Below are 22439 nucleotides of genomic sequence, written 5' to 3' on the forward strand. Positions count from 1 at the left end.
TGCCGTCGCGCGGGACGTCGTCCGTGGTCGTCCCATCCTGACGGCACCGCGCCGTGCCGGAAGAGCGACGCGCTGCCCACCCACCCGGAGGGGGCAGCCCGCGGTCACCCCTCGGCTTCCACCTGCGACAGGAAGTAGCTCAGCGTCTCGAGGAAGACCTCCGCCTGCTCGGAGTGCACCCAGTGGCCGGCGTTCTTGATCCGCACGAGCCGGGTGGCGGGGAAGAGCTCGTCCATCCGGGCCCGGTCCTCCGGCAGCACGTAGTGGGAGTTCGCGCCGGCCACCCAGAGCACCGGTCCGTCGAAGGTCGCGCCGGGCGGCGGGTCGGGGAAGCGCCGCAGCTCGCCGAGGTCGCGGGCCAGCAGGTCGAGGTTCAGCAGCCACCGCCACCCGCCGTCGGCGCCCGAGCCCTCCCGGGACAGGCTCTGCAGCAGGAAGCTGCGCACCATCCGGCTGGGGACGGCGGCGCGCAGCGCGGCGTCGGCCTCGGCCCGGCTGTCCAGCGACTCCAGGTCGAGCGCTCGCATGGCGTCGATGAACGCCGCGAACGGAGAGGCCTCCTCGTCGGGGTCGTCGGTCCGCCCGCCCTGCAGGGGGTATTCGACCGGCGCGATGTCGACGACGACGAGCGCTCGCAGCAGCTCCGGCCGGCGCAGCGCGAGCTGCATCGCGACCTTGCCGCCCATCGAGTGGCCGATCAGGCTGACCGGCTCGCCGAACGAGGCCAGCTGGTCGGCCACCATGTCGGCCATGTCGAGGTAGTCGACCCGCTGCGTCCAGGGGGAGAGGCCGTGGTTGGGCAGGTCGAGCAGGGTGACCCGGTGCCCGTCGGCGAGCCCCTTGGCCACCGTCGTCCAGTTCTTCCCCTGGCCGAACAACCCGTGCAGGAAGACCACCCGGGGGCCGGCCTCCCCCACGGTGCGCCCGTGCAGCGCGACGTCCTCGTCCACCCGGTTATCCCACCAGTCCGGAGCGGCGCCGTCCCCTCGGGGCCCGGTCAGCGCGGCAGGACCTGGATGACGTTGCGCCCCGCGTCCCACCGGATGGAGCCGTGCTCGAAGTCGCTCTGCCGGCCGCCGGGCACCGAGTACTCGCCGCTGACGGGGTAGCCCAGCGGGCCGGCCTCCCAGCCCTGCTGCGCCCACGTGGCCCGGATCGCGCCGTACACCTCGTGCGCGCCGGTCGACGGCGACCAGTAGATCGACGCCCCGTCCGGACGGGCGAAGTGGTTGTAGCGGCCCCTGCCGTCGGGCGTCGGCAGCTCACCGGTCACGGGATAGCTGAGCGGCCCCAGCTCCCAGCCGAGCGCGCCCCAGTGCGCCCGGATCGCGCCGTAGACCTCGTGCGCTCCGGTCCACGGGTGCCAGTAGATCGAGCCGCCGCCGGATCCGGCGAAGTGGCTCATCCGCCCCCAGCGGTCCGGCGTCGGGAGCTCACCGGTCACCGGGAAGCCGAGGGGCCCCAGCTCCCAGCCGGTCTGGGCCCAGCGGGTCCGGATCAGGCCGTAGACCTCGTGCGCGCCGGTCGAGGGCGACCAGTAGATCGACGCGCCGTCGACGCGGTCGTAGTGCTGCATCCAGCCGCGGTTGCCCGGCGTCGGCGACTCCCAGGTGACCGGCCCGCCCATCGGCCCGCGCTCCTGGCCGAGCTCCTGGTACCGGCGCTCGATGGAGCTCCATCCGACGCCGACGCCGAAGTTCCGGGCCACCTGCGCCCGCTCGGCGATGAGCGGCCACATGTTCGACCGGCAGCCCTGGAGGCTGATCGACTGCTGCTGCATGGTGGCGGCGAGGCGGCCCGGCGTCCCGCAGTTCGAGTGCCCGAGCCCGAGCCAGTGGCCGACCTCGTGGGTGATGACGTACTGCTGGTACAGGGGCACGCCGTGCGGCCAGCTGGGCGTCGCGGTGCGCCAGCGGTCGTCGTTGACGTAGACGTTGCGGCCCACGCGGCAGCTGTAGAAGGCGTCGCACCCGGGCTGGCCACCGACCACGGCCGGGGCGGCCAGGATCAGGGTGAAGTCCCCGCCGGAGGGCACCTGCTGGAAGGCGAGCGAGCCGCCGAGGCTCCACCCGCGGTAGTCGTTGAGGGTGGCGGTCGCCACCGCGGCGAAGTGCCCGGGGTCGCCGTGCACGGCGCCCTGCGTCGTCACCGAGTAGGTGATGACCCGCTCGGCGGCCGAGGCCGACGGCGCGTGCGGCAGCAGGACGGCGCCGACCGCCATCAGCGCCACCAGCAGAGCGCGCCGCATCCGGGTCATCCGGGGCTCCTCTCCGCCGCTGGGATGCCACCGGCCCCCTCCGGGGGACGGCCCACCGGACGACGGGGCGCCCGGCGTTGTCGCGGCACGCTAGCCGCGAACGGCGTCCGCGCGTAACCCGTCGGCGAGGTCCGACACGCAGAACGTCCGGCCACCGTCCTTCCGCGGTCGACTCGGCGCCTACCGTGCCGGGGACGCGAGGGGGAGGTACCGGCATGCCCGGACGACGGCGACGCAGCGCGACGAGCAGTCGGAGCAGCAGCGGCACGACGACACGGACGCGCTCGGCCGCGACGCGCAAGCGGGCCGCATCCACGCCGAGCAAGGCGCCCGCCGAGCTGCCCGTCGCGGGGCCGGGGGAGCGCGTGTGGGTGCTGGCCGTGCCGTTCCGGGCCCCGGCGCCCGGCGCGGTGTGGCACCCCGGCCTGCAGGCGCACGTGTGGGTGGGCGCGGCCCTCCCTCACGAGCTGGCGCCGTACGACCCGCCGGCCTACAGCCTCGAACGGTTCCTCGAGGACGAGCTCAACGCCACGCCGCGCCCGCTGCCGGCCACCCCGGCGCTGGTGCCCCGCGAGCCGCAGGAGACCGGCGCGGGGGTGGTGGCCGCGCACGCCGCCGCCGGAGGCCGGGTCTTCCTGCTCGGCGACGACCCGGGAGTGGGCAAGACGGGGACGGCGATCCTCGCGGTGCACGAGATCGCGGCGCAGCGCCCGGTCCGCACCGTGCTCGTCATCGCCGACCGGCCGGCCGCCATCACCATCCCCCACTGGGCGCGGTCCATCGCCGGGTTCGGCGACGGCGGCCTGCGCTGGTGCGTGACCACGTGGGACCGGCTGGGCAAGGTGGGCAAGCTGCGGTTCGACGTCGTCGTCGCCGACGAGGCGCACATGGTCCGGCACACCACCACCCAGCGCTGGAAGCACTGGAAGGCCGTCTCCGGCGCCGCGCGGGTGAAGGACACCCCGTACGTCCTGGCCACGACGGCGACGCCGGCGCACACCCCGCTCGAGCTGCCCTACCTGGCGCCGGAGTTCGCCGCCCGGCACGGAGAGTCGATCAAGGAGTGGGGCGACCTGCCCAAGGCGCTGGAGCGGCACGGGTTCCACGTGGAACGTGGTCGCTACGGCTGGCAGTGGACCGAGGACCCTGACGCCCGCCGGACCGACCTGGCCCGGCTGCAGTCCTGGCTGGCCGACGCCGATCCGCCCGCGACGCTGCACCGCCCGGCGCCCTGGGGGCCGGTGTCGGTGACCGGCACGCCGGTGCTGCTCACGCCCGCCGAGCGCGCGTCCTACGAGGCGGAGTGGTCGGAGTTCCGGGCGGAGATGCAGCTGGCCCGGCGGGGTCGCCAGACCGCCCGCGGGCGGGCGGCGCTGCTGCGGTTCCGGCAGAAGGCCGGGCTGATCCGGGTGCAGGCGACCGTCGACTGGGTGAAGGCCCAGGTGGAGGCCGAGCGCCAGGTCGCCGTGTCGGTCGAGTTCGTGGAGACCGCCGCCGACCCGATCCGCGAGGCACTGCTGGACGCCGGCATCCCGGTGGCGGGCATCTACGGTCGCGACCGGTTTGGCCGTGATCTTGGCGACCCAGAGGCGGAGCGGCTGCGCTTCCAGCGGGGCGAGGCGATGGTCTGCGTGTTCACCGTGACGGCGTCGATCAGCCTGCACGCCGGCGAGCTGCTGCCGGACGGGGCGCACGCCTCGGAGCTCCCGCGGGTCGGGCTGTTCCACCAGCCGCGGTTCTCCGGCATCCAGGCCCGGCAGGTCACCGGGCGCACGCACCGGGACGGGAAGACCTCGCCGTGGCGGATCGCGTTCGCGGCGGACACCGTCGAGGAGCAGGTGGCGAAGGTGATGGTGGAGCGGCTGGCGGTCAGCGGCTCGACCGCCGGTGCGGACACGTCGGCGCTGCAGGAGATCGCCGAACTCCTCGACGCCGACTGGCTGCCGGGGGCCGCGCTCACCGGGGACTGAGCTCGCCGCTTCTCCAGTCGAGCTGCTCCCACGGAGCTTCGCGTGCGGGCACCATCAGCGCGTGACGGAGTTCCCGACCCCCTGGGCGCGGCGGGCGATCGAGCACGTGGCCGCGTCGTCGTCGGGGCCTCCGCTCGACCGGACGCTGCGGGTGACCCTCAACTTCCACCCGGACCGGCCGCACGGCGACGGGACCGTGCTCGCGCGACTGGCGCGCGACGGCGTCTACCGGTCCCAGTTCGAGACCGGCACCAGCAACGGGGGTCTCACGGCGCACCCCGGCGGCGCCCGCTGGGCCTGGGAACAGCGCATCTTCGGCCACGCCTACGACGACGCCCCGGCGGCGGAACGCCCGAAGTACGGCGCCCTCGATCACCGCCGGCGCCCGCTGGGAGGAGCTCCGCGCTTCGGCTCCGCGCACCTGCGCCTGACCGCGCCCGTGCTCGACCGCACCACGTTCTGCTTCCCCGACTCGGTGTTCGACCCGACCGCGGTGGCGACGGCCCAGCGGTTCGGCCTGTTCGACCTGGTCGCCGCCTTCGACGCCCGCCCGCTCACCGACGAGCTCGAGGCCACCGAGGGTGGGCTGCTCGACGACTACGTGGAGGCACACGTCCACGGCCCGGTCGCACTGGCCACGGACGTGGAGGCGCTCGTGCTCGACCCGAGTTTCCGCGACTCCCTCGTCGAGCGGCAGGCCAGTGCCCTCGGCGGCCCCGTGGAGTGGCACGAGGGGCGCTGGCTGACCGTCGACGCCCTCGCCGGGCACCCGGCGTTCCGCGGGCCGCGCACGGTCGAGGTCGGCCGCAGGATCGCCGTCGACGACGCCCTGGACGCTGCGGTGATCGGGCAAGCGGCGCAGGAGCGTGTCGAGGACCCGCAGGACCTCAAGCGCGTCTGGCACTGCGTCGCCCGGTTCGGGACGGCGATCAGCGGGCGCTGACGGTTCCCGGCAGCAGCGCTGCCCGCCCCAGCACCCGACCGGCCCGCAGGTCCTCGAGCGCCTTCGCGGCCTCCTCCAGCGGGTACTCGACGAGCGTGGTGCGCAGCACGCCGCTCGCCGCCAGGTCCAGCGCCGCGACCAGCTCGGACCGCCGGTTGCCGACCGACGTGAGGATCCGCTGCTCGGGTACGACGAGCGCCAGCGGCGTGATCTCCACGGTGTCGAAGCTGTAGCCGACGTACACCAGCGTGCCGCGCTTGCCGAGCGCGGCGAGTGCGGCCTCGCCAGTCTCCCTCGTCCCGACCAGCTCGAACACGACGTCGGCACCGTCTCCGCCGGTGGCCTCGCGGATCGCGGCGGCCACGTCGCCGCGCGTGGCATCCACCGTCGCCACCGCCCCTAGTTCGCGCGCCAGCGCCAACCGCTCGGGGTTGCGGGCCACGGCGATCGGCCTTGCCCCTGCCTCCCGCAGCACCTGCACCATCGCCAGGCCGACCCCGCCGGTCCCGTAGACGACGGCGGACGCCCCGGGCCGCACCCCCGCCACGTCGACCGCGTGCAGCGCCGTCGTGGCGCTGCAGCACAGGACAGCGGCGGTCGCCAGGTCGAGTCCCTCGGGCACCGGCACGACGGCGGACGCCGGCACCACGATCCGGTCGGCGAATCCGCCGTCGTTGACGAACGCGAGGAAGCCCAGCGGCTCGTCGCACAGGTGGTCGTCGCCGGCCAGGCACGAGCGGCAGCGGTGGCAGGCGTGCAGATAGTGCACGGCGACGCGGTCCCCCACTGCCACGCCCTCCACCTCGGCGCCCGTCTCGGCGACCACTCCCGCGACCTCGTGGCCGAGCGTGAGCGGCGTGGTCGCGGGAGCCAGCACCCCGTCGAGGAAGTGCAGCTCGGTGCCGCACACGCCTGCCGCGGCGACGTCGATCAGCACGTCACCCGGCCCGGGGCGCGGGTCGTCGATCTCGTCGACGACCAGTGGCCTGCCCTGCCCGTGGAATCGGACCGCACGCATCTCCTGCTGCCTCCCTACGCCGGCATGACCCGGACAGGTTCGAACGGTCGGCGGCCGCAGCCGTCCTCTCAGCCCATTGCGATGGGCTCCCGCGGTACAGGCGCACACGCTATCGGGTAGGCGCCGAGCACCTCCGAGCGGCCCGGAGGTGTCCGGGACCGCCGCTGGTCGACGGGCCGCCCGACGGTGTTCAGGCCCGGGTGCCGTTCCCGGCGGGGGCGTCCCCGGTGCCCTTTCCGTCGGTGGAGATCGGCACGCGGGCGACGTCGCCCTCCCCCGGACCGCCTCCCAGCCTGCGCAGCAGCGCCGCGACGTCGATGCCGGTCAGGTCACCGGACAGCTGCAGCCCCTGCGCGACGTTGGAGGCGACCGACTTCCCGAGCGAGCCGGCGCCGTCGGTGGAGATGACGGTCATCTTCTCGACCGCGGACAGCGGCGCGGCGGCCGCGCCGACGACGTCGGGCAGCACCTTGACCAGCATCTCCAGGATCGCCGCCTCGCCGTACTTGGCGAAGGCGTCCGAGCGGGCGTCCATGGACTCCGCCTCGGCCTGACCGCGGGCCAGGATCGCCGCCGCCTCGGCGGCACCCTCGCGCTCGACGGCGTCGGCGATCGCCTCGCGGCGCAGCTTCTCGGCCTCACCGCGCTTGGCGCCCTCGATCGCCTCGGCCTCCGCCAGCGCCGACCGGCGGGCCCGCTCGCCCTCACCGGAGAGCTTGGCCTGCTCGGCGGCGGCCTGGGCGGCGGCGATCGTCGCCTGCCGCTGCGCCTCGGCGGTGAGGATCGCCGAGTTCTTCCGGCCCTCCGCCTCCTGCTCGACCTTGTAGCGCTCGGCGTCCGCGGGACGGCGGACCTGGGTGTCCAGCTGGCGCTCGGTGAGCGCCGCGGTCCGCTCGGCCACCTTCTCCTGCTCCATGAGGATCGCCTGGTCCTGGGCGGCCTGGGCCAGCGGACCGGCGGCCGCGGCCCGGGCCTTGGCCGCATCGGTCTCGGCGGTGATCTCGGCCTGCTTGAGCGCCAGCTGCCGCTGGGAGATCGCGATCGCCTCGTCGGCCAGGAGCTGCTCCTGCTGGGAGGCCTGCCGGGCCCGCGCCTCGGCGATGCTCGCCTCCTTGAGCACGCGCGCGGCCTCGGGCCGCCCGAGGTCGGCCAGGTAGGAGCCCTCGGCCTGGATGTCCTGCAGCTGGAAGGTGTCCAGCACCAGCCCCTGGCCCGTGAGCGACGACTCTGCCTCCTCGGCGACGGCGGAGGCGAACGCGGCGCGGTCGCGGATGATCTCCTCGATCGTCAGCCGGCCGACGATGGAACGCAGCGCGCCGGCGAGCACCTCCGAGGTGAAGGTGTCGATGCCCTGCTGCTGGTTGAGGAAGCGCTGGGCCGCGGCGCGGATCGAGCTCTCCGTGCCGCCGACCTTGACGATCGCCACGCCCTCGAGGTCGCACTTGACGCCCTGCTTGGACACCGCGCCGCGGATGCCGACCGGGATCCGCCGGCTGGAGAGGTCCATCGTGTGCAGCTTCTGGACGACGGGCAGCACGAAGACGCTGGCGCCCATGACGACCTTCTGACCGGAGCTGTCCCGCGACACCACACCCGACGGGTCGGTGACCTGCCGCCCCTGCCGGCCGGTCACGAGGAACGCCTGGTTCGGCCCCGCCACCTTGATCCGGGACAGGACGAGCAGGACCAGCAGGATCACGAGGACGGCGATGCCGCCGATCGCATAGAGCAGCGTCATGACGCGGTGCCTCCGGGCAGGGGGTGGGGCGGGTTCTCGGCGGTCGAGACGACCTCGACCGCGGTGTCGCTGAGGGCCTCGACGACGTACACGGGCGTGCCGGGGGGCAGCGGCAGGTCGCTGCGAGCGGCGAACTTCAGGGGCTGACCGGCGACGGCCAGCCGGACCTCGCCGAACCCGCCGCCGGGCACCGAGGAGACGACGACGCCCTGGGCGCCGACGAGGTGCTCGCGGGTGAGCGTCTCCTGCGTCGGCATGTCCCTGAGCGCCCGGGACATCCGGACGGCGCCCCAGGCCAAGGGAACGGCGACGGCGAGGCCGACGGCGACCGCGAGCAGCGCGGTGGCCGTGTCCGGCAGGTCGTCGGGGAGCAGGCTCACCGCCCCGGCACCGCCGAAGCCGACGCCGCCGATCAGCGCGGCGATCGCCGGCAGCGAGAAGGGCCCGTCGGCGTCGACGTCGCCGATGGCCAGGTCGCCGAGCTCGCCGACGAAGAGCGAGAGCAGGAGCACGACCAGCCCGAGGGCGCCGATGGCCAGGAAGACCGCTGCCACTGCGTGGGTCCTCCTCGTCGGCCGTGGGGCCGCAGCCTCCCAGGTGCGCGGCGGCGCTGGCAACGCCGTCCCCCGGCCGGGTGCGTGGGGAGCCGCTGGTCAGCGGCGCAGGGCGCGATCCCGCCCGCTCCCGGAGCCGGGACAATGGCGGGGTGAGGCGGGAGGCGAGCGTGCTGCACCTCGACCTCGACGCCTTCTTCGCCGCCGTCGAACAGCGGGACAAGCCCTCGTTGCGCGGACGCCCGGTGGTCGTCGGTGGTGTCGGAGGGCGCGGCGTCGTCGCCACGGCGTCCTACGAGGCGCGCGCCTACGGGGCGCGCTCGGCGATGTCGACCGCCGAGGCCCGGCGCCGCTGCCCGCCGGGGACGGCCTTCCTCGGCGGCCGGTTCGCCGCCTACCGCCGCACCTCCGACGTCGTCATGGGCCTGCTGCGGGAGGTCTCGCCGCTGGTGGAGCCGGTGTCGATCGACGAGGCCTACGTCGACCTCGCGGCCGGGGGCTGCGACGTCTCGGTCGACGGCGTCACCGAGCTGGCCCGGGACCTCAAGGCCCGCATCGCCGAGGCGACCGGGGGAGTGACCGGCTCGGTCGGCATCGGGACCTCGAAGCTCATGGCCAAGATCGGGTCGGACCTGCAGAAGCCCGACGGGCTGGTCGTCGTCCCGCCGGGGTCGGAGCTGGACGTGCTGCACCCGCTGCCGGTGACGCGGCTCGGCGGCGTGGGGCCGGCGACGGCGGAGCGGCTGCACCAGATCGGCGTCGCCACCGTCGGCGACCTCGCCGCGAAGTCGCTCCCCGACCTCGTCGCGCTGGCCGGGAAGGCGCACGGCGCGGGGCTGCACGCCCTGGCGCGGGCCGAGGACGACCGTCCGGTGGTGCCCGACCGCGAGGCGAAGTCGGTGTCGCACGAGGAGACCTTCGAGCGCGACCTCACCGACCTCGCCGTGCTGAACCGGGAGATCGACTCGATGGCGGCCCGCGTGGGGGAGCGGCTGCGGAAGTCGGCGTTCTCCGGGCGCACGGTCACCCTCAAGCTGCGCCGCTACGACTTCACCACGATGACCCGCTCGCAGACGCTGCCCCAGCCGACCGACGACCCCCGGCAGATCTCCGCCACCGCGCGGCGGCTGCTCGCCGAGGCGGGCACGCAGGGCGGGCTGCGGCTGCTCGGTGTGGGGGTGTCGGGGCTGTCGGTCTACGCCCAGGGCGACCTCTTCGCCGAGGACGACGACGGCTCGCCGATGGCCGCGTCGGACGAGACGACGCCGGAGGAGGCGCCGCCGGAGCCGCCGCAGCCCGCGGACAAGCGCTGGTGGCCGGGCCAGGACGTGCGGCACGAGGAGCTCGGCGCCGGCTGGGTGTGGGGCCGCGGGCTCGGACGGGTGACCGTGCGCTTCGAGGGCCCGTCGACCGCGCCCGGCCCCGTGCGCACGCTGGCCGCCGACGACCCACTGCTCGAACCCGCCGATCCCCCGGACTGGAGGATGCACCCATGACTCGTTCCTGGTGGGGCTGGGGCACGACCGACAAGGCGCTCACCGACGAGGAGTGCGTCGCCCGCGCGGCGGCGCTGCCCGGGCTGCCCGACCGGCCCCGACCGGTCCCGCGGCTGGCCGACGTCGTCCTGCCCGCCTCGCGGGTGACCCCGCCGGACGGGCTACCGGTGTCCACCGAGCACGCCGACCGGGCGTCGCACGCCTACGGCAAGGCCTACCGGGACGTCGTGCGGGCGCTGTCGGGTGAGCTGCCGGGCGCCCCGGACGCCGTCGCCCACCCCGCGGGTGAGGACGACGTCGTGCGGCTGCTCGACTGGGCGTCCTCGGCCGGCGTGGTCGTGGTGCCCTTCGGCGGCGGCAGCTCCGTCGTGGGCGGCGTCGAGTACCGCGGCGACCGGCCGTGGATGTCGATGGACCTGACCGCGCTCGACCGGGTGCTCGAGGTGGACCGGGTGAGCCGCGCGGCCCGGATCCAGGGCGGCGCGCTCGGGCCGGTGCTGGAGGAGCAGCTGCGCCCACACGGCCTGACGCTGCGCCACTTCCCGCAGAGCTTCGAGTTCTCCACGCTCGGCGGCTGGCTGGCCACCCGGGCCGGCGGCCACTACGCCACGGTGCTCACCCACATCGACGACCTCGTCGAGTCGATGCGCGTGGTGACGCCGGTCGGCATCAGCGAGTCCTGGCGGCTGCCGGGCTCGGGCGCCGGCCCCTCGCCGGACCGCATGTTCCTCGGCTCGGAGGGCACCCTCGGCGTCATCACCGAGGCGTGGATGCGCCTGCAGGACCGGCCGGCCTTCCGCGCCTCGGCGTCGGTGACCTTCCCCGACATGACCACGGCCATCGGCGCCGTCCGGACGATCGCGCAGGCCGGCCTGCACCCGGCGAACTGCCGGCTGCTCGACGCCGGCGAGGCCGCGCTCTCCGGCGCAGCGCCGTCGGGCGGGTGCGTGCTGGTGCTGGGCGTCGAGTCGGCGGTGCACCCGGTGGACGGCCGGCTGGACGAGCTCACCGGGCTGGCGCGCGACGCCGGCGGCGTCGTCGCTCCCCGGACCGACGGCCCGCGGGACGCCGCGGCCGACGCGTGGCGCTCGTCGTTCCTGCGCGCGCCCTACTCCCGCGACGGGCTGGCCCGGATGAGCGCGATCGTGGAGACCTTCGAGACCGCGACCACGTGGGACCGCGTGGACGAGCTGTACGCGACCGTGCAGGACGAGGTCGGCGCCGCGGTGCAGCAGGTCACCGGCGCGCCCGGCCTGGTCAACTGCCGGTTCACCCACGTCTACCCCGACGGACCGGCGCCGTACTTCACCGTGGTGGGCGTCGGGCGGCCCGGCTCCGAGGTCGCCATGTGGGACGACGTCAAGACCGCCGCGACGGAGGTGCTGAGCAGGCTGCGGGCGACGGTCACCCACCACCACGCGGTCGGCCGCGACCACCGGCCCGGGTACGACCGGCAGCGCCCGGAGCCGTTCGCCGTCGCGCTGCGGGCGGCGAAGGGGGCCCTCGACCCGGCCGGCGTCCTCAACCCGGGCGTCCTCGTCGATCCCGTGTAGAACTGCGGGCGTGACCGAGCAGAGCGCATGGGTCCGGATGACCCAGGAGGACCCGGAGCACTCGGCTGCCTACGTGCAGCGGTTCCGCACGCTGGCCGGGCAGGGGATGGACATCGTCGGCGAGGCGCGCCTGGTCGACGCGATGCTGCCGCGCGGCTCGCGGGTGCTGGACGCGGGCTGCGGGCCGGGCCGGGTGGGGGCGTTCCTCGCCGAGGTCGGGCACGACGTGGTGGGCGTCGACGTCGACCCGGTGCTCATCGCGGCCGCGGAGGAGGACCATCCCGGGCCACGCTGGCTGGTCGGCGACCTGGCCGAGCTGGACCTGCCCGCCCGCGGCATCCCGGAGCCGTTCGACGCGATCGTCTGCGCCGGCAACGTCATGACCTTCCTGGCGGTGAGCACCCGGCGCGAGGTGCTGCTGCGGCTGCGCGCGCACGTGGCGGGCGACGGACGCGCGGTGATCGGGTTCGGGGCCGGCCGCGGCTACGAGTTCGACGACTTCCTGACCGACGCCTCGGCGACCGGCTGGGCACCCGACCTGCTGCTCTCCACCTGGGACCTTCGGCCGTTCACGCCGAACGCCGACTTCCTCGTGGCGGTGCTGCGGCCCGCCTGATTCGCGGTCAGAGCCGGCCGTTGGCGCGCAGCAGAACGAGCGCGTTCACCGTCCGGTGGCCGCGCCACTCCAGCGCCGCCGCGGGGGACCAGCTGTCGAAGTCGACGGTCCAGCCGCCGTCGGCCTGCTGCCCCGCGGCCAGCCGGTCCAGCTCCGCCTCGACGACGGCCGGCGTGAAGAGCTCCCGGGCCGGGCCGCCCGGGAGCGGGGCGAAGTCCAGCGGCCGCATGAACTCGCCCTCCGCCCCGCCGGCCACGTGCAGCAGCCCGTCGGCGGGGACGAGCGGGCGCAGCCGGTCCAGCAGGGCCGCCGCGTCGTCGGACGCCGCACCGGTCCGCCCGGCCGCGTCGAGGAACTGCACCGCGAAGGCCAGCTCCATGGCGTTCGTCCCCGGCCCCAGTCCGCGCGCCGCCTGGAGGCAGTACGCGGTCGCCCGCGAGAGCCAGGGAGAACCGGCCACCGCCGGGTCGGCCTCCGCCAGCCGGTGAGCCGTCGCGGCGACGACGGCCGTGATCTGCAGCGAGGAACGCGTCGGGTCGGCCTGCGTCCAGAACGGAGCGCACGCCGCGGGGTCGGGCACCGGGAGCGCGAAGGGCAGGCCGCCGTCGGGCAACGACACCGCCGCCAACCAGTCGCACACCTCCGCCGCGCGCGCCGTCGTCGCCGGCGTCAGGTCGGCGAACGCCTCCAGCGCGTGCAGCGCTCCCCCCGGCTGACTGGTCCCCGACCGCAGGTCCGGCTCCAGGCCCCAGCCGTAGCCGCCGTCGTCGTTGCGGTAGGCGTCGACGGCCGCGACGACGGCGTCCGGGCTCCCCCCGCCGGTCAGCAGCTCGAAGCGGCGGCGGTCGAGCACCCGCCCGGCCGAGGCGAGGAACGCGGCCGCCCCCGGCACGTCCACGGTCACGGCTCGACCGCCAGGGCCAGGACCAGCTCCAGGACGGTGCGCGGGTCCTCCAACCGCGCCCCGTAGAGCTCTCGCAGCTGGCCCATCCGGTACCGCACCGTCTGCGGGTGGACGAACAGCTCGGCGGCGACGGCGTCCCGCCGCCCCTGGTGCAGCAGCCAGGACCGCAGGGTCTCGGTCAGCTTCTCGCGGGCGCTCTCGCTCAGGTCGGCCAGCGGCGCCAGCGCCTGCGTGCGCAGGTCGGCCAGCGCCGTCTCGTCGGCACGGAGCACCAGCTCGGTCAGCCGGGCCTCGGTGTCCAGCGGGCTGCGGTCGTCGGTCGTCAGCCCGAGCTGCCGGGCCCGCAGCGCCCGCGCGTAGGAGCCCTGGACGTCGTCCCACGGGCGCGCGGGGCCGATGACGGCCTCGGTCTCCCGCAGGGACCGCATCAGCGCCGGCCGGGAACGGCCCTCGGCGTCCGGGACGAGCAGCGCCACGAGCTCACCGGAGTCCTCGGGGCCCGGCACCTCGTCGGTGGACCGCAGCGTCCGGGGGTCCAGCGCGGCCAGCGCGGTGCGCACCCGGGGCTCGGGGACGATCACCGCGGTCAGCGTCCGCGGCAGCGTCCAGTCGGCCCGCTCGGCGGCCGCCTCCTTGTCCTCGCGCGGGCCGCGGCGGAGCAGCAGGTCGGCCAGCCGCTCCCGGTAGCGCTCCCGGACGCGGCCGCTGGTGGCCAGCTCGTCGCTGTGGCCCGCCACGCTCGCCGCCGAGAGCTGGTCGATGTAGGCGAAGACCAGCTCCGCGAAGTGGGCCAGCTGCTCGGCCGACAGCCCCGCGCGAACACCGCTGTCGGCCATGAGCCGCCAGGACACGCGCGCCCCGACCCGGTAGGCGCCCAGCAGCGCGTCCATCGACCGGCCGCTGCGGGCCTCACCGCGGCCCAGCGCGTAGGCGCCGTCGAGCGCGGGCTGGATGGGCGTGCTGGCGTCCCCCCCGCCTCCGGTCGAGGCGAGCACGAGGAAACCGCCGAGGGCCAGCTGGACGGCGTTCTCGATCGTGCGGCCCATCTCGCCGCTGAACGCGTCGGCGTAGCTGGGCACCTCGACGACGATCGCGGCGACGGTCCGCTCGGCCACCGACGGCAGCTCCTCGCGCATCGCGTCGGCGACGGCGGGCGGTAGGCCGAGCTCCACGTCCATGTCGCCCCTCTTGTTCGCAGGGAACAGAACATAGCCGCTGATTCACGTCCGGCACACAGGTATCTGACCCTCGAGTTGGACAACCTCTAGATATGACGACGACCGTTCCCCGCCCGAACTCGGTGCGGTCGCCCCTGGGCTCCTTGCGCGACCGGGCCCTGCGACTGGCCGAGATGGTGACCACGCCGCTGCTGCCCGTGGACTACCTCGACCTGTTCGACCCGCTCCGCTCCGGTGCTGCCCTGCGCGGCCGGATCGAGGCCGTGCTCCCCGAGACGCGGGACGCGGCGAGCATCGTCATCCGCCCCGGCAAGGACTGGCTGCCGCACCGCCCGGGCCAGTACGTGCGCATCGGGATCGACATCGACGGGGTGCGCCAGTGGCGCGCCTACTCGATCACCTCGGTGCTCGACCGCGCCGACGGCTGCTTCACCGTCACCGTGAAGGCCATCCCGGACGGGAAGGTCAGCAACCACCTGGTGCACCGCGCGAAGCCGGGCACGATCATCCAGCTCGACCAGGCGACCGGTGACTTCTGCCTGCCCGAGGAGACGCCCGAGAAGGCGCTCTTCGTCACGGCCGGCTCCGGCATCACGCCGGTCATGGGCATCCTGCGCAACTCCGCCGAGCAGCTCACCGACACCGTCCTGGTGCACTCGGCACCCACCGCCGACGACGTCGTCTTCGGGCCCGAGCTGCGCCAGATGGCCGCCGAGGGCCGCATCCGGTTGATCGAGCAGCACACCGACAGCGCCGGGATGCTCGACGCCCGGTCCATCGCCGAGCTGGTCCCCGACCTGCACGAGCGCGCCACCTGGGCCTGCGGTCCGGTCGGCATGCTCGAGGCCCTGGAGGAGCAATGGGCGTCGGCCGGCATCGCCGACCGCCTGTACACCGAGCGTTTCCGGCCGCGGATCCTCGTCACCGGCGAGGGCGGCACCGTCACGTTCACCAAGAACGGCACCACCGTCGAGGCCGACGGCGCGACGCCGATCCTCGACGCCGCCGAGGACGCCGGCGTCCTCATGCCCAGCGGCTGCCGCATGGGCATCTGCTACGGCTGCGTCCTCCCGCTGCGCGAGGGCGTCGTGCGCGACCTGCGCAACGGCGAGACGACCATCGCCGCCCCCGGCGACGGCGTCCTCATCCAGACCTGCATCAGCGCCGCCGCCGGCGCCTGCGACATCGACCACTGACCGACCCGAGACAAGGAGCCGGACGTTGACTGCCCTGCAGAAGAAGCCCGAGAACCCGATCGCCCACCTCTCCGCCGAGGACATCGAGCTCATCGGCAAGGAGCTCGACACCATCCGCCAGGAGGTGCGCGACAGCCTCGGTGAGGACGACGCCGCCTACATCCGCAAGGTGATCGACACCCAGCGCAAGATCGAGCTGGGCAGCCGCGCCGTCCTGCTGGCGTCGTTCTTCCCGCCGGCCTGGCTCGTCGGCACCGTCGGCCTGTCGGTCGCCAAGATCCTCGAGAACATGGAGATCGGGCACAACATCCTGCACGGCCAGTGGGACTGGATGCGCGACCCGAAGATCCACTCGACGACGTGGGAGTGGGACAGCGCCAGCCCGGCCGACCAGTGGAAGCACTCGCACAACGAGCTGCACCACACGTACACGAACGTCATCGGCAAGGACAACGACCTCGGCTACGGCATCATGCGCGTCGACGAGGACCAGCCGTGGCACCCGCTGTACCTGGGTCAGCCGCTGTGGAACTTCGTCAACGCCTGCTTCTTCGAGTACGGCATCGCGGCGTACGACCTGGAGCTGGGCAAGAACCTGGCCTCCAAGCGCCGCCGCAACGACCCGGAGTTCCGGGCCCGCGCCAAGCAGGTCGGGCAGAAGATCCGCAAGCAGGCCACCAAGGACTACCTGGTGCACCCGGCCCTCTCGGGCCCCTCGTTCCTGCCGACGCTGGCCGCCAACTTCACCGCCAACGTGGTGCGCAACCTGTGGTCGCACTCGGTGATCATGTGCGGGCACTTCCCCGAGGGCGTCGAGACCTTCGAGAAGACGTCGATCGACGGCGAGACCCGCGGCGAGTGGTACCTGCGCCAGATGCTCGGCTCGGCCAACATCTCCGGTAGCAAGGCCATGCACATCATGACCGGCAACCTGAGCCACCAGGTCGAGCACCACCTGTTCCCCGACCTGCCCAGCAACCGGTACGCCGAGATCGCGCCGCGGGTGAAGGACATCTTCGACCGCTACGGCCTCACCTACCACTCCGCTCCGCTGCCGCAGCAGGTCGCGTCGGCCTGGCACAAGGTGATCCGCCTGTCGCTGCCCAACGACTGGCTGGCCGAGACCACCCCCAAGAACCTGCCCTCCCAGCTGGGCAAGCTCTGGAAGATGACCACGGGCGGCAAGAAGGTGCGCCGCGCGATGCAGCAGCGCCCCGTCGCCGCCTGACCCCGCCGGTCCGCCGGACCGTTGAACCCGAGAGGCCCAGAACCGTCCTGGTTCTGGGCCTCTCGGGTTCACTGCTCCCCTGCTACCAGCGCTGGCGGGCCTCCTCGGCCCAGCCGACCAGACCGGCGAGGTCGACCCGCTCGCCGTCGTCCGTCGTCGCCCAGCCGCTGAACTCCCCGAAGCACTGGTGGGTCTCGGAGCCCACGATGCCGAGGTTGGTCCGTGAAGGCCGCTCGTGGAAGGGGTGGAACCGCGCGTCCACCGTCGCGCCGCTGATCCGCCAGGGGCGCTGCCAGTCGGTGCGGTCGTACTCCCAGGACAGCTCCTCGCCGATCTTGTGCATTCGGCCTTCGACCAGCACCGCGTTCTCCGTGGAGCCCGTTCCGTCGGTCCACTTCCCACCGAGCTGGATGCCCCGGCCACCCGCGCCGCTGCCGGCCGCCCAGTTCCAGGTCATCCGGTAGGGCCAGCGCCCCCGGCCGTGGTCGAGGACGGCGAACGAGTCGGACTCCTGCAGCGTCGTCTCCTGGCCGCGCACGACGAGCCGACCGCTGACCGGGAGGGCGACGTCCTTGACGGTGTACTGGAAACGCCGGTCGCTCCAGGGCACCACCACGCCCATGGACTCGTGCTCCGGGTCGCGTCGCACGACCACGTCCAGCTCGACGTCGGGGGCGCTCACCCGCAGCCGGGTGCCGTTCCCGTCGGTGTCGAACTGCAGGCTGAGCCCGCCGTGCTGCGCCCGAGCCGAGCCCGGCCCGCAGTGGGCGGGCATCCGGACGCCCCGCGCCAGCGGCTCGATGGCCCCCCGGTCGGTCTCCTCCCCGGTGCGGCGGTCCAGGACGTAGATCCCGTGCACGCCGGCGTAGTCGATCGAGGAGAGCACGGTGCCGACGACGTGGGTGGGCGTGACGATGCCCCAGTACTCCCAGCGCTTCGTCCGCCCCCACCCGCGCAGGTTGGCGCGGTGCTGGGGGTGACGGGTCCAGCCCACGGCTGCCGGGTTCAGCCGCCCGTCGGGGAGACACAGCTCGACCGGCTCGGTGATCTCACGCTCGGTGGTGGGCATCGCCGCAGGTTAGCGGCCCGTTCGGCGGCCGATGTTTCCCGTGGAACCGCCCGCTGTCAGCGGAGGGCCGGGGAGCGGAGGTGCCACCAACCGGGCGGGGCCAGCCGGTTCGTCAGCCGGCGACGGTGCCCTGGTGGTAGACCACCTGCCAGCCGGCGACGGCCCGGCGCCAGAGCGTCGCCCGGCGGGTGAGCCTGGCTCCCTGCCGCAGGTCGTACGTGAGCAGGTACGTCTCCGGCCCGACGCGCCGGCAGCAGACGTCGCTGGTCTCCCAGTCGTCGTCCGGGACGCCGCGCTCGTACCGCTCCCGGACCGTCGCCAGCACGAACTCGCGGCCGTACCGCCGACCGGAGGCGCCGACCTCCTCGAACTCCGGTGCGGCCTGCCGCTCGAGGTCCGCGGCGGAGGTGCCGAGCTCCGGGCGGTGGAAGATCGGCTCCCGCGCCTCCAGCTCGGCCAGCACGTCGCGCAGCGACGGGTCGGTGACCCGCCGGGGCTGCTCGTCCACGCGCGCTCCTCCGGTCAGCTGCCCCGCCTCAGTTGGCCATGTCCACGAAGCGGCTGTAGTGGCCCTGGAAGGCGACGGTGACGTTCGCGGTGGGGCCGTTGCGGTGCTTGACCAGCATGATGTCGGCCTCGCCGGCCCGCGGGGACTCCTTCTCGTACATGTCCTCGCGGTGGATCATCATGACCATGTCGGCGTCCTGCTCGATCGAGCCGGACTCACGGAGGTCGGACAGCATCGGCTTCTTGTCCTGACGCTGCTCCGAACCACGGTTCAGCTGCGACATCGCGATGACCGGGACCTCGAGCTCCTTGGCCAGCAGCTTGAGCGCGCGGGAGAACTCGGAGACCTCCTGCTGGCGGCTCTCGACCCGCTTGCCCGACGTCATCAGCTGCAGGTAGTCGATGACCACGAGCTTCAGGTCGTTGCGCTGCTTGAGCCGCCGGGCCTTGGCCCGGATCTCCATCATCGTCATGTTCGGGGAGTCGTCGATGAACAGCGGCGCATCGGCGATCTCGCCCATCCGCCGGGCCAGCTTCGACCAGTCCTCGTCGCTGAGCGAGCCGGCGCGCATGTGGTGCAGCGGCACCTTCGCCTCGGCCGACAGCAGACGCATGGTGATCTCGTGCTTGCTCATCTCCAGGCTGAAGATGGCGGCGGGCAGGTGGTGCTTCACGGACGCCGACCGCGCGATGTCGAGTCCGAGCGTCGACTTCCCGACACCGGGACGGGCCGCGATGACGATCATCTGGCCGGCCTGCAGGCCGTTGGTGAGCTCGTCGAGGTCGCGGATGCCGGTGGGCACACCCCGGCTGACCCCACCGCGCGAGGCGATGGCGTCCAGCTCGTCCATCGTCGGCTGCAGGATGTCCTCGAGACGCGAGTAGTCCTCGCTCATCCGCTTCTCGGTGACGTCGTAGATCTCCTGCTGGGCGCGGTCGACGATGTCGTCGACGTCGCCCCGCCCGCCGGCCGCGCCGTAGCCCAGCTGGACGACCCGGGTGCCGGCCTCGACCAGCCGGCGGAGCACGGCCTGCTCGGCCACGATCGCCGCGTAGTAGCCGGCGTTGGCCGCCGTGGGCGTCGACTGGATGAGCGTGTGGAGGTAGACCGCGCCGCCCATCTTGGACAGCTGGTCGGTCCGGTTGAGCTCGGCGGCGACGGTGATCGCGTCGGCAGGCTCGCCGCGGCCGTACAGGTCGAGGATGCAGTCGAAGATCACCTGGTGCGCGGGCCGGTAGAAGTCGGGCCCGTGCAGCACCTCGACGACGTCGGCGATCGCGTCCTTGCTCAGCAGCATGCCGCCCAGGACCGACTGCTCGGCCTGGACGTCCTGCGGGGGCTGCCGGTCGTACTCCGGCGCCGTCACCGACGGCCGGCTGTACTCGTCGGCCACCGCCACGGGGATACCTCCATCTCGTGCAGGCGCGCCCGCAACCGCCACTCACCGTGGGGAAGCCGGGAGTTCGGCGGGCGCGCCGGACCGAACGTCTGTTCGGGGCATTGCTACCGCCGGGCACTGACAACTCCGTGCCCGGCGGCGCTGGGGAGGACGTTAGGAAGCAGGCGGGGCGCCGTCCAACACCTCGATCTGCACAACATGTGGACAAGTCGGTGGACGGAGGCGTGTCGACATGTGGAGACATCCGGGGACACCCTGGGGTCCCGTCCCCGTCGCGAGCCGGTCACCTGCGGGGACGCCGTCCCAGGGTTGTGGACAGAAAGTTCTCCGAAAGTTTTTTCCGCAGGTGGAGCGCGTGGTGTCGACGGGACGAACGGGGAGCGCGCCACCAGCCGGGAACCTCACGAAGCGCACCTCCTCCGGCTGTCAGGAGACGCCGTCGACCGGCCTCGCGCCGCCGCGCGTCCCCTGATGGCCCCGGGCGGCGCGGTGGCGACCAACGGGCGCACCCGGGCGCCGGTCGCGGCCACCGAGCCGCACGTCAGCCCCCTGAGACGCCCCGAGGGGCGCCGGACCGGAGTCCGACGCCCCTCGGGACGAGCGAGAGCGCAGAGCGGCTCTCAGGCGGTTCAGCCGGCGACGACGTCGATCGTCAGCGAGCTGCTGACCTCGGGGTGCACCCGCACGGTGACGGTGTGCTGGCCCGTGGTCTTGATGCTGCTGGGCAGCTCGATCCGGCGACGGTCGAGCTCCGGGCCGCCGGCGGCGGTCACGGCAGCGGCGACGTCGGCGGTGGTGACGCGACCGAACAGGCGGCCACCGTCACCGGCACGGGCCGGCACGCGGACCGTCAGGCCGGACAGCTGCCCGGCCACGGCCTGCGCCTCCTCGAGCGAGCGCACCTCACGGGTGGCACGCGCCCGGCGGAGCGACTCGACCTGCTTCTCGGCACCCCGGGTGGCCTTGATGGCCAGCCCGCGGGGCAGGAGGTAGTTGCGGCCGTAGCCGCCCTTGACCTCGACGGTGTCGCCGGAGGACCCGAGACCGGTGACCTCCTGCGTGAGGATCAGCTTCATGGTGCTCATGATCAGCGCGCCGTCGAGGTGTAGGGCAGCAGAGCCATCTCGCGGCTGTTCTTCACGGCCACGGCGACGTCCCGCTGGTGCTGGCTGCAGTTGCCGCTGACGCGGCGGGCACGGATCTTGCCGCGGTCGGAGATGAACTTCCGCAGCAGGGTCGTGTCCTTGTAGTCGACGTAGGTCGCCTTGTCCTTGCAGAACTGGCAGACCTTCTTCTTGACCTTGCGAATGGGTGGCTTGGGCACTGCTCTCTCCAGTGAGAAAAGTTCGTGGGTAACCGGGGGTGGCCCTCTCGCAGGGGCCCGCGCCGAGCGGAGCGAGGCGTGGGGGGCGAGAGGGTCCTTTCAGAAGGGCGGCTCGTCGGAGGGGCCGGCCGGCGTGGACCAGGGGTCGCTGGCACCGCCGCCACCGCCACCGCCTCCGCCGCTGAAGCCGCCACCGCCGCCACCGCCACCGAAGCCGCCGCCACCCTCACCGCGGGAGGCCTTGGTGACCTTCGCGGTGGCGTAGCGCAGCGAGGGGCCGATCTCGTCGACCTCCAGCTCGATGACGGTGCGCTTCTCGCCTTCCTTGGTGTCGAACGAGCGCTGCTTGAGCCGCCCGCTGACGATGACCCGCGAACCGCGGGTGAGGGACTCGGCGACGTTCTCGGCCACCTGGCGCCACACGTTGCACCGGAGGAACAGCGCTTCGCCGTCCTTCCACTCCTGCGACTGACGGTCGAAGGTGCGCGGCGTGGAGGCCACGGTGAAGTTGGCGACGGCGGCACCGGACGGCGTGAACCGGAGCTCCGGGTCCGACGTCAGGTTGCCGATGACGGTGATGACGGTTTCGCCGGCCATGCTCAGTGAGCCTCGGGGCGCATCAGCTTCGTGCGGAGCACCGACTCGTTCAGGTTCAGCTGGCGGTCCAGCTCCTGCACGGCGGCGGGCTCGGCCTGGATGTCGATGATCGCGTAGATGCCCTCGGGCTTCTTGTTGATCTCGTAGGCCATCCGGCGGCGACCCCAGATCTCGGTCTTGACGGTGCCACCGGAGTTGGTGACGACGGTCAGGAACCGGTCGAGCGAGGGCGCGATGGTGCGCTCCTCGAGATCGGGGTCGAGAATGATCATCAGTTCGTAATTGCGCACGGAGAACCCCACCTCCTCTGGTCTCAGCGGCCGCAGAAGGTCTGCAGCAGGAGGGTCGTACATGCGTCGCGCGCCCCGACGGGCTCGCGAGAGAGCCGGAACGCGCGGGCCCAGGCTACCAGCGACCCGGCGCGGGCCGTCCCGCCGTCCACAGCGCCCGGAACGGCGACGCGGCCGCCGTCCCCGCTGGGGGACGACGGCCGCGGCCGGTGGAGCTGTCAGCGGTGGGCGCGCGAGGCCTGGTGGGTGCGGACGAGGGCGGCGCTCACGGCCGCCAGGGCCACGACCGCCGCCAGCGCGGCGGCCGGCAGCGTGGTGGAGGCGGTGGAGGTCGAGGCAGCCGCCTGCTCGACGCTCCCCTCGTCCAGCGCCGTCCCACCGTTCAGCCCGGCCAGCTGGCCGAAGACCGGCACCGTGGCGCCGTCGTAGGTTCCGGCCAGGCCGCCCGAGCCGCCGCCCGGACCGCTGCCGGACCCGCCCCGCGCCGCGGCGTCGGAGCCGGCCGGGAAGAAGCGCGACGGGTCGAAGGCCGCAGCGGCCGCGCCGCTGCGCGGGTCCAGCTGCGCACCGCCGCCGGTGCCGTAGGCGTAGGGCGTGCCGT

At 73.7% G+C, this 22439-nt stretch carries 22 protein-coding genes and 1 riboswitch; of the genes, 7 read left to right on the forward strand and 15 right to left on the reverse strand.

The annotated features are described in order from the left end of the window. Nucleotides 1-104: 104 nt before the first annotated feature. Both BN344_RS13305 and BN344_RS19945 read right to left on the reverse strand, forming a co-directional pair. On the reverse strand, nt 105-950 hold the full coding sequence (locus BN344_RS13305; RefSeq protein ID WP_040338850.1) for an alpha/beta fold hydrolase: 846 nt from the start codon (nt 948-950) through the stop codon (nt 105-107). A 47-nt stretch (nt 951-997) separates the two neighbouring features. Further along, nucleotides 998-2257, reverse strand: a complete 1260-nt coding sequence (locus BN344_RS19945; protein WP_051515866.1) for a DUF3152 domain-containing protein — start codon at nt 2255-2257, stop codon at nt 998-1000. A gap of 215 nt (nt 2258-2472) precedes the next feature. Here BN344_RS19945 and BN344_RS13315 point away from each other — a divergent pair, with 215 nt between their 5' ends. Next, on the forward strand, nt 2473-4227 hold the full coding sequence (locus tag BN344_RS13315; protein ID WP_040338851.1) for a DEAD/DEAH box helicase: 1755 nt from the start codon (nt 2473-2475) through the stop codon (nt 4225-4227). Nucleotides 4228-4288: 61 nt separating this feature from the next. Further along, nucleotides 4289-5170 (forward strand): DUF3626 domain-containing protein, encoded by an 882-nt coding sequence (locus BN344_RS13320; protein WP_040338852.1) that lies wholly within the window; start codon nt 4289-4291, stop codon nt 5168-5170. Here the strand turns inward: BN344_RS13320 and BN344_RS13325 are convergent. The 3 genes from BN344_RS13325 to BN344_RS13335 all read right to left on the reverse strand — a co-directional run bounded on the left by BN344_RS13325 (nt 5157) and on the right by BN344_RS13335 (nt 8480). Next, nucleotides 5157-6188, reverse strand: a complete 1032-nt coding sequence (locus tag BN344_RS13325; protein WP_040338853.1) for an alcohol dehydrogenase catalytic domain-containing protein — start codon at nt 6186-6188, stop codon at nt 5157-5159. The genes BN344_RS13320 and BN344_RS13325 overlap by 14 nt on opposite strands. Next, nucleotides 6183-6291: riboswitch (TPP riboswitch) on the reverse strand. It overlaps the preceding gene by 6 nt. An 87-nt stretch (nt 6292-6378) precedes the next feature. Then, nucleotides 6379-7926, reverse strand: coding sequence for a flotillin family protein (locus tag BN344_RS13330; protein WP_051515867.1), 1548 nt, complete (start codon nt 7924-7926; stop codon nt 6379-6381). Beyond that, complete coding sequence (locus BN344_RS13335; protein ID WP_051515868.1) at nt 7923-8480, reverse strand: hypothetical protein; 558 nt, start codon at nt 8478-8480, stop codon at nt 7923-7925. The genes BN344_RS13330 and BN344_RS13335 overlap by 4 nt, the downstream gene beginning before the upstream one ends. A gap of 152 nt (nt 8481-8632) precedes the next feature. Between BN344_RS13335 and BN344_RS13340 the strand changes: the two genes are divergently transcribed. From BN344_RS13340 to BN344_RS13350, 3 genes are read left to right on the forward strand one after another with little or no spacing between them, the layout of a single operon-like run. Further along, the gene (locus BN344_RS13340) at nt 8633-9976 is read left to right on the forward strand and encodes a DNA polymerase IV (RefSeq protein WP_040338854.1); all 1344 of its coding nucleotides are present in this window, start codon (nt 8633-8635) and stop codon (nt 9974-9976) included. After that, entirely contained in the window at nt 9973-11529 is a 1557-nt protein-coding gene (locus BN344_RS13345; protein ID WP_040338855.1) for an FAD-binding oxidoreductase, read from the forward strand. The genes BN344_RS13340 and BN344_RS13345 overlap by 4 nt, the downstream gene beginning before the upstream one ends. Nucleotides 11530-11539: 10 nt before the next feature. Next, entirely contained in the window at nt 11540-12145 is a 606-nt protein-coding gene (locus BN344_RS13350) for a class I SAM-dependent methyltransferase (RefSeq protein ID WP_040338856.1), read from the forward strand. A gap of 7 nt (nt 12146-12152) precedes the next feature. Here the strand turns inward: BN344_RS13350 and BN344_RS13355 are convergent, their stop codons facing one another. After that, nucleotides 12153-13049, reverse strand: coding sequence for a prenyltransferase/squalene oxidase repeat-containing protein (locus tag BN344_RS13355; protein WP_040338857.1), 897 nt, complete (start codon nt 13047-13049; stop codon nt 12153-12155). Next, nucleotides 13046-14227, reverse strand: coding sequence for a PucR family transcriptional regulator (locus BN344_RS13360; protein WP_040338858.1), 1182 nt, complete (start codon nt 14225-14227; stop codon nt 13046-13048). The genes BN344_RS13355 and BN344_RS13360 overlap by 4 nt, the downstream gene beginning before the upstream one ends. Before the next feature lie 92 nt (nt 14228-14319). Between BN344_RS13360 and BN344_RS13365 the strand changes: the two genes are divergently transcribed. Both BN344_RS13365 and BN344_RS13370 read left to right on the forward strand, forming a co-directional pair. Further along, entirely contained in the window at nt 14320-15423 is a 1104-nt protein-coding gene (locus BN344_RS13365) for a ferredoxin reductase (RefSeq protein ID WP_040338859.1), read from the forward strand. A gap of 25 nt (nt 15424-15448) precedes the next feature. Further along, nucleotides 15449-16651: a fatty acid desaturase family protein gene (locus BN344_RS13370; protein WP_040338860.1), complete on the forward strand. Its 1203-nt coding sequence runs from the start codon at nt 15449-15451 to the stop codon at nt 16649-16651. A gap of 82 nt (nt 16652-16733) precedes the next feature. On the opposite strand, the gene BN344_RS13375 is transcribed toward BN344_RS13370, so the two are convergent. The 8 genes from BN344_RS13375 to BN344_RS20345 form a co-directional block, all read right to left on the reverse strand. Next, on the reverse strand, nt 16734-17720 hold the full coding sequence (locus BN344_RS13375) for a DUF2804 domain-containing protein (RefSeq protein WP_040338861.1): 987 nt from the start codon (nt 17718-17720) through the stop codon (nt 16734-16736). Between the two features lie 112 nt (nt 17721-17832). Then, nucleotides 17833-18228 (reverse strand): nuclear transport factor 2 family protein, encoded by a 396-nt coding sequence (locus tag BN344_RS13380; protein WP_040338862.1) that lies wholly within the window; start codon nt 18226-18228, stop codon nt 17833-17835. A gap of 28 nt (nt 18229-18256) precedes the next feature. Next, on the reverse strand, nt 18257-19627 hold the full coding sequence (gene dnaB / locus BN344_RS13385; RefSeq protein WP_040338863.1) for a replicative DNA helicase: 1371 nt from the start codon (nt 19625-19627) through the stop codon (nt 18257-18259). Nucleotides 19628-20256: 629 nt separating this feature from the next. Further along, entirely contained in the window at nt 20257-20712 is a 456-nt protein-coding gene (gene rplI / locus BN344_RS13390; RefSeq protein ID WP_243736167.1) for a 50S ribosomal protein L9, read from the reverse strand. Between the two features lie 2 nt (nt 20713-20714). Continuing rightward, nucleotides 20715-20951, reverse strand: a complete 237-nt coding sequence (gene rpsR, locus BN344_RS13395; protein ID WP_026856604.1) for a 30S ribosomal protein S18 — start codon at nt 20949-20951, stop codon at nt 20715-20717. A gap of 99 nt (nt 20952-21050) precedes the next feature. Further along, on the reverse strand, nt 21051-21548 hold the full coding sequence (locus tag BN344_RS13400; RefSeq protein ID WP_040338864.1) for a single-stranded DNA-binding protein: 498 nt from the start codon (nt 21546-21548) through the stop codon (nt 21051-21053). A 2-nt stretch (nt 21549-21550) separates the two neighbouring features. Next, nucleotides 21551-21838, reverse strand: coding sequence for a 30S ribosomal protein S6 (gene rpsF, locus BN344_RS13405; protein ID WP_040339252.1), 288 nt, complete (start codon nt 21836-21838; stop codon nt 21551-21553). A gap of 218 nt (nt 21839-22056) precedes the next feature. Beyond that, nucleotides 22057-22439, reverse strand: a 383-nt coding sequence (locus BN344_RS20345) for a hypothetical protein (RefSeq protein WP_197022315.1), incomplete at its 5' end; no start/stop codon positions are given.

This window comes from Candidatus Blastococcus massiliensis AP3 (genome assembly GCF_000582785.1).
Taxonomy (GTDB): Bacteria; Actinomycetota; Actinomycetes; order Mycobacteriales; family Geodermatophilaceae; genus Blastococcus; species Blastococcus massiliensis.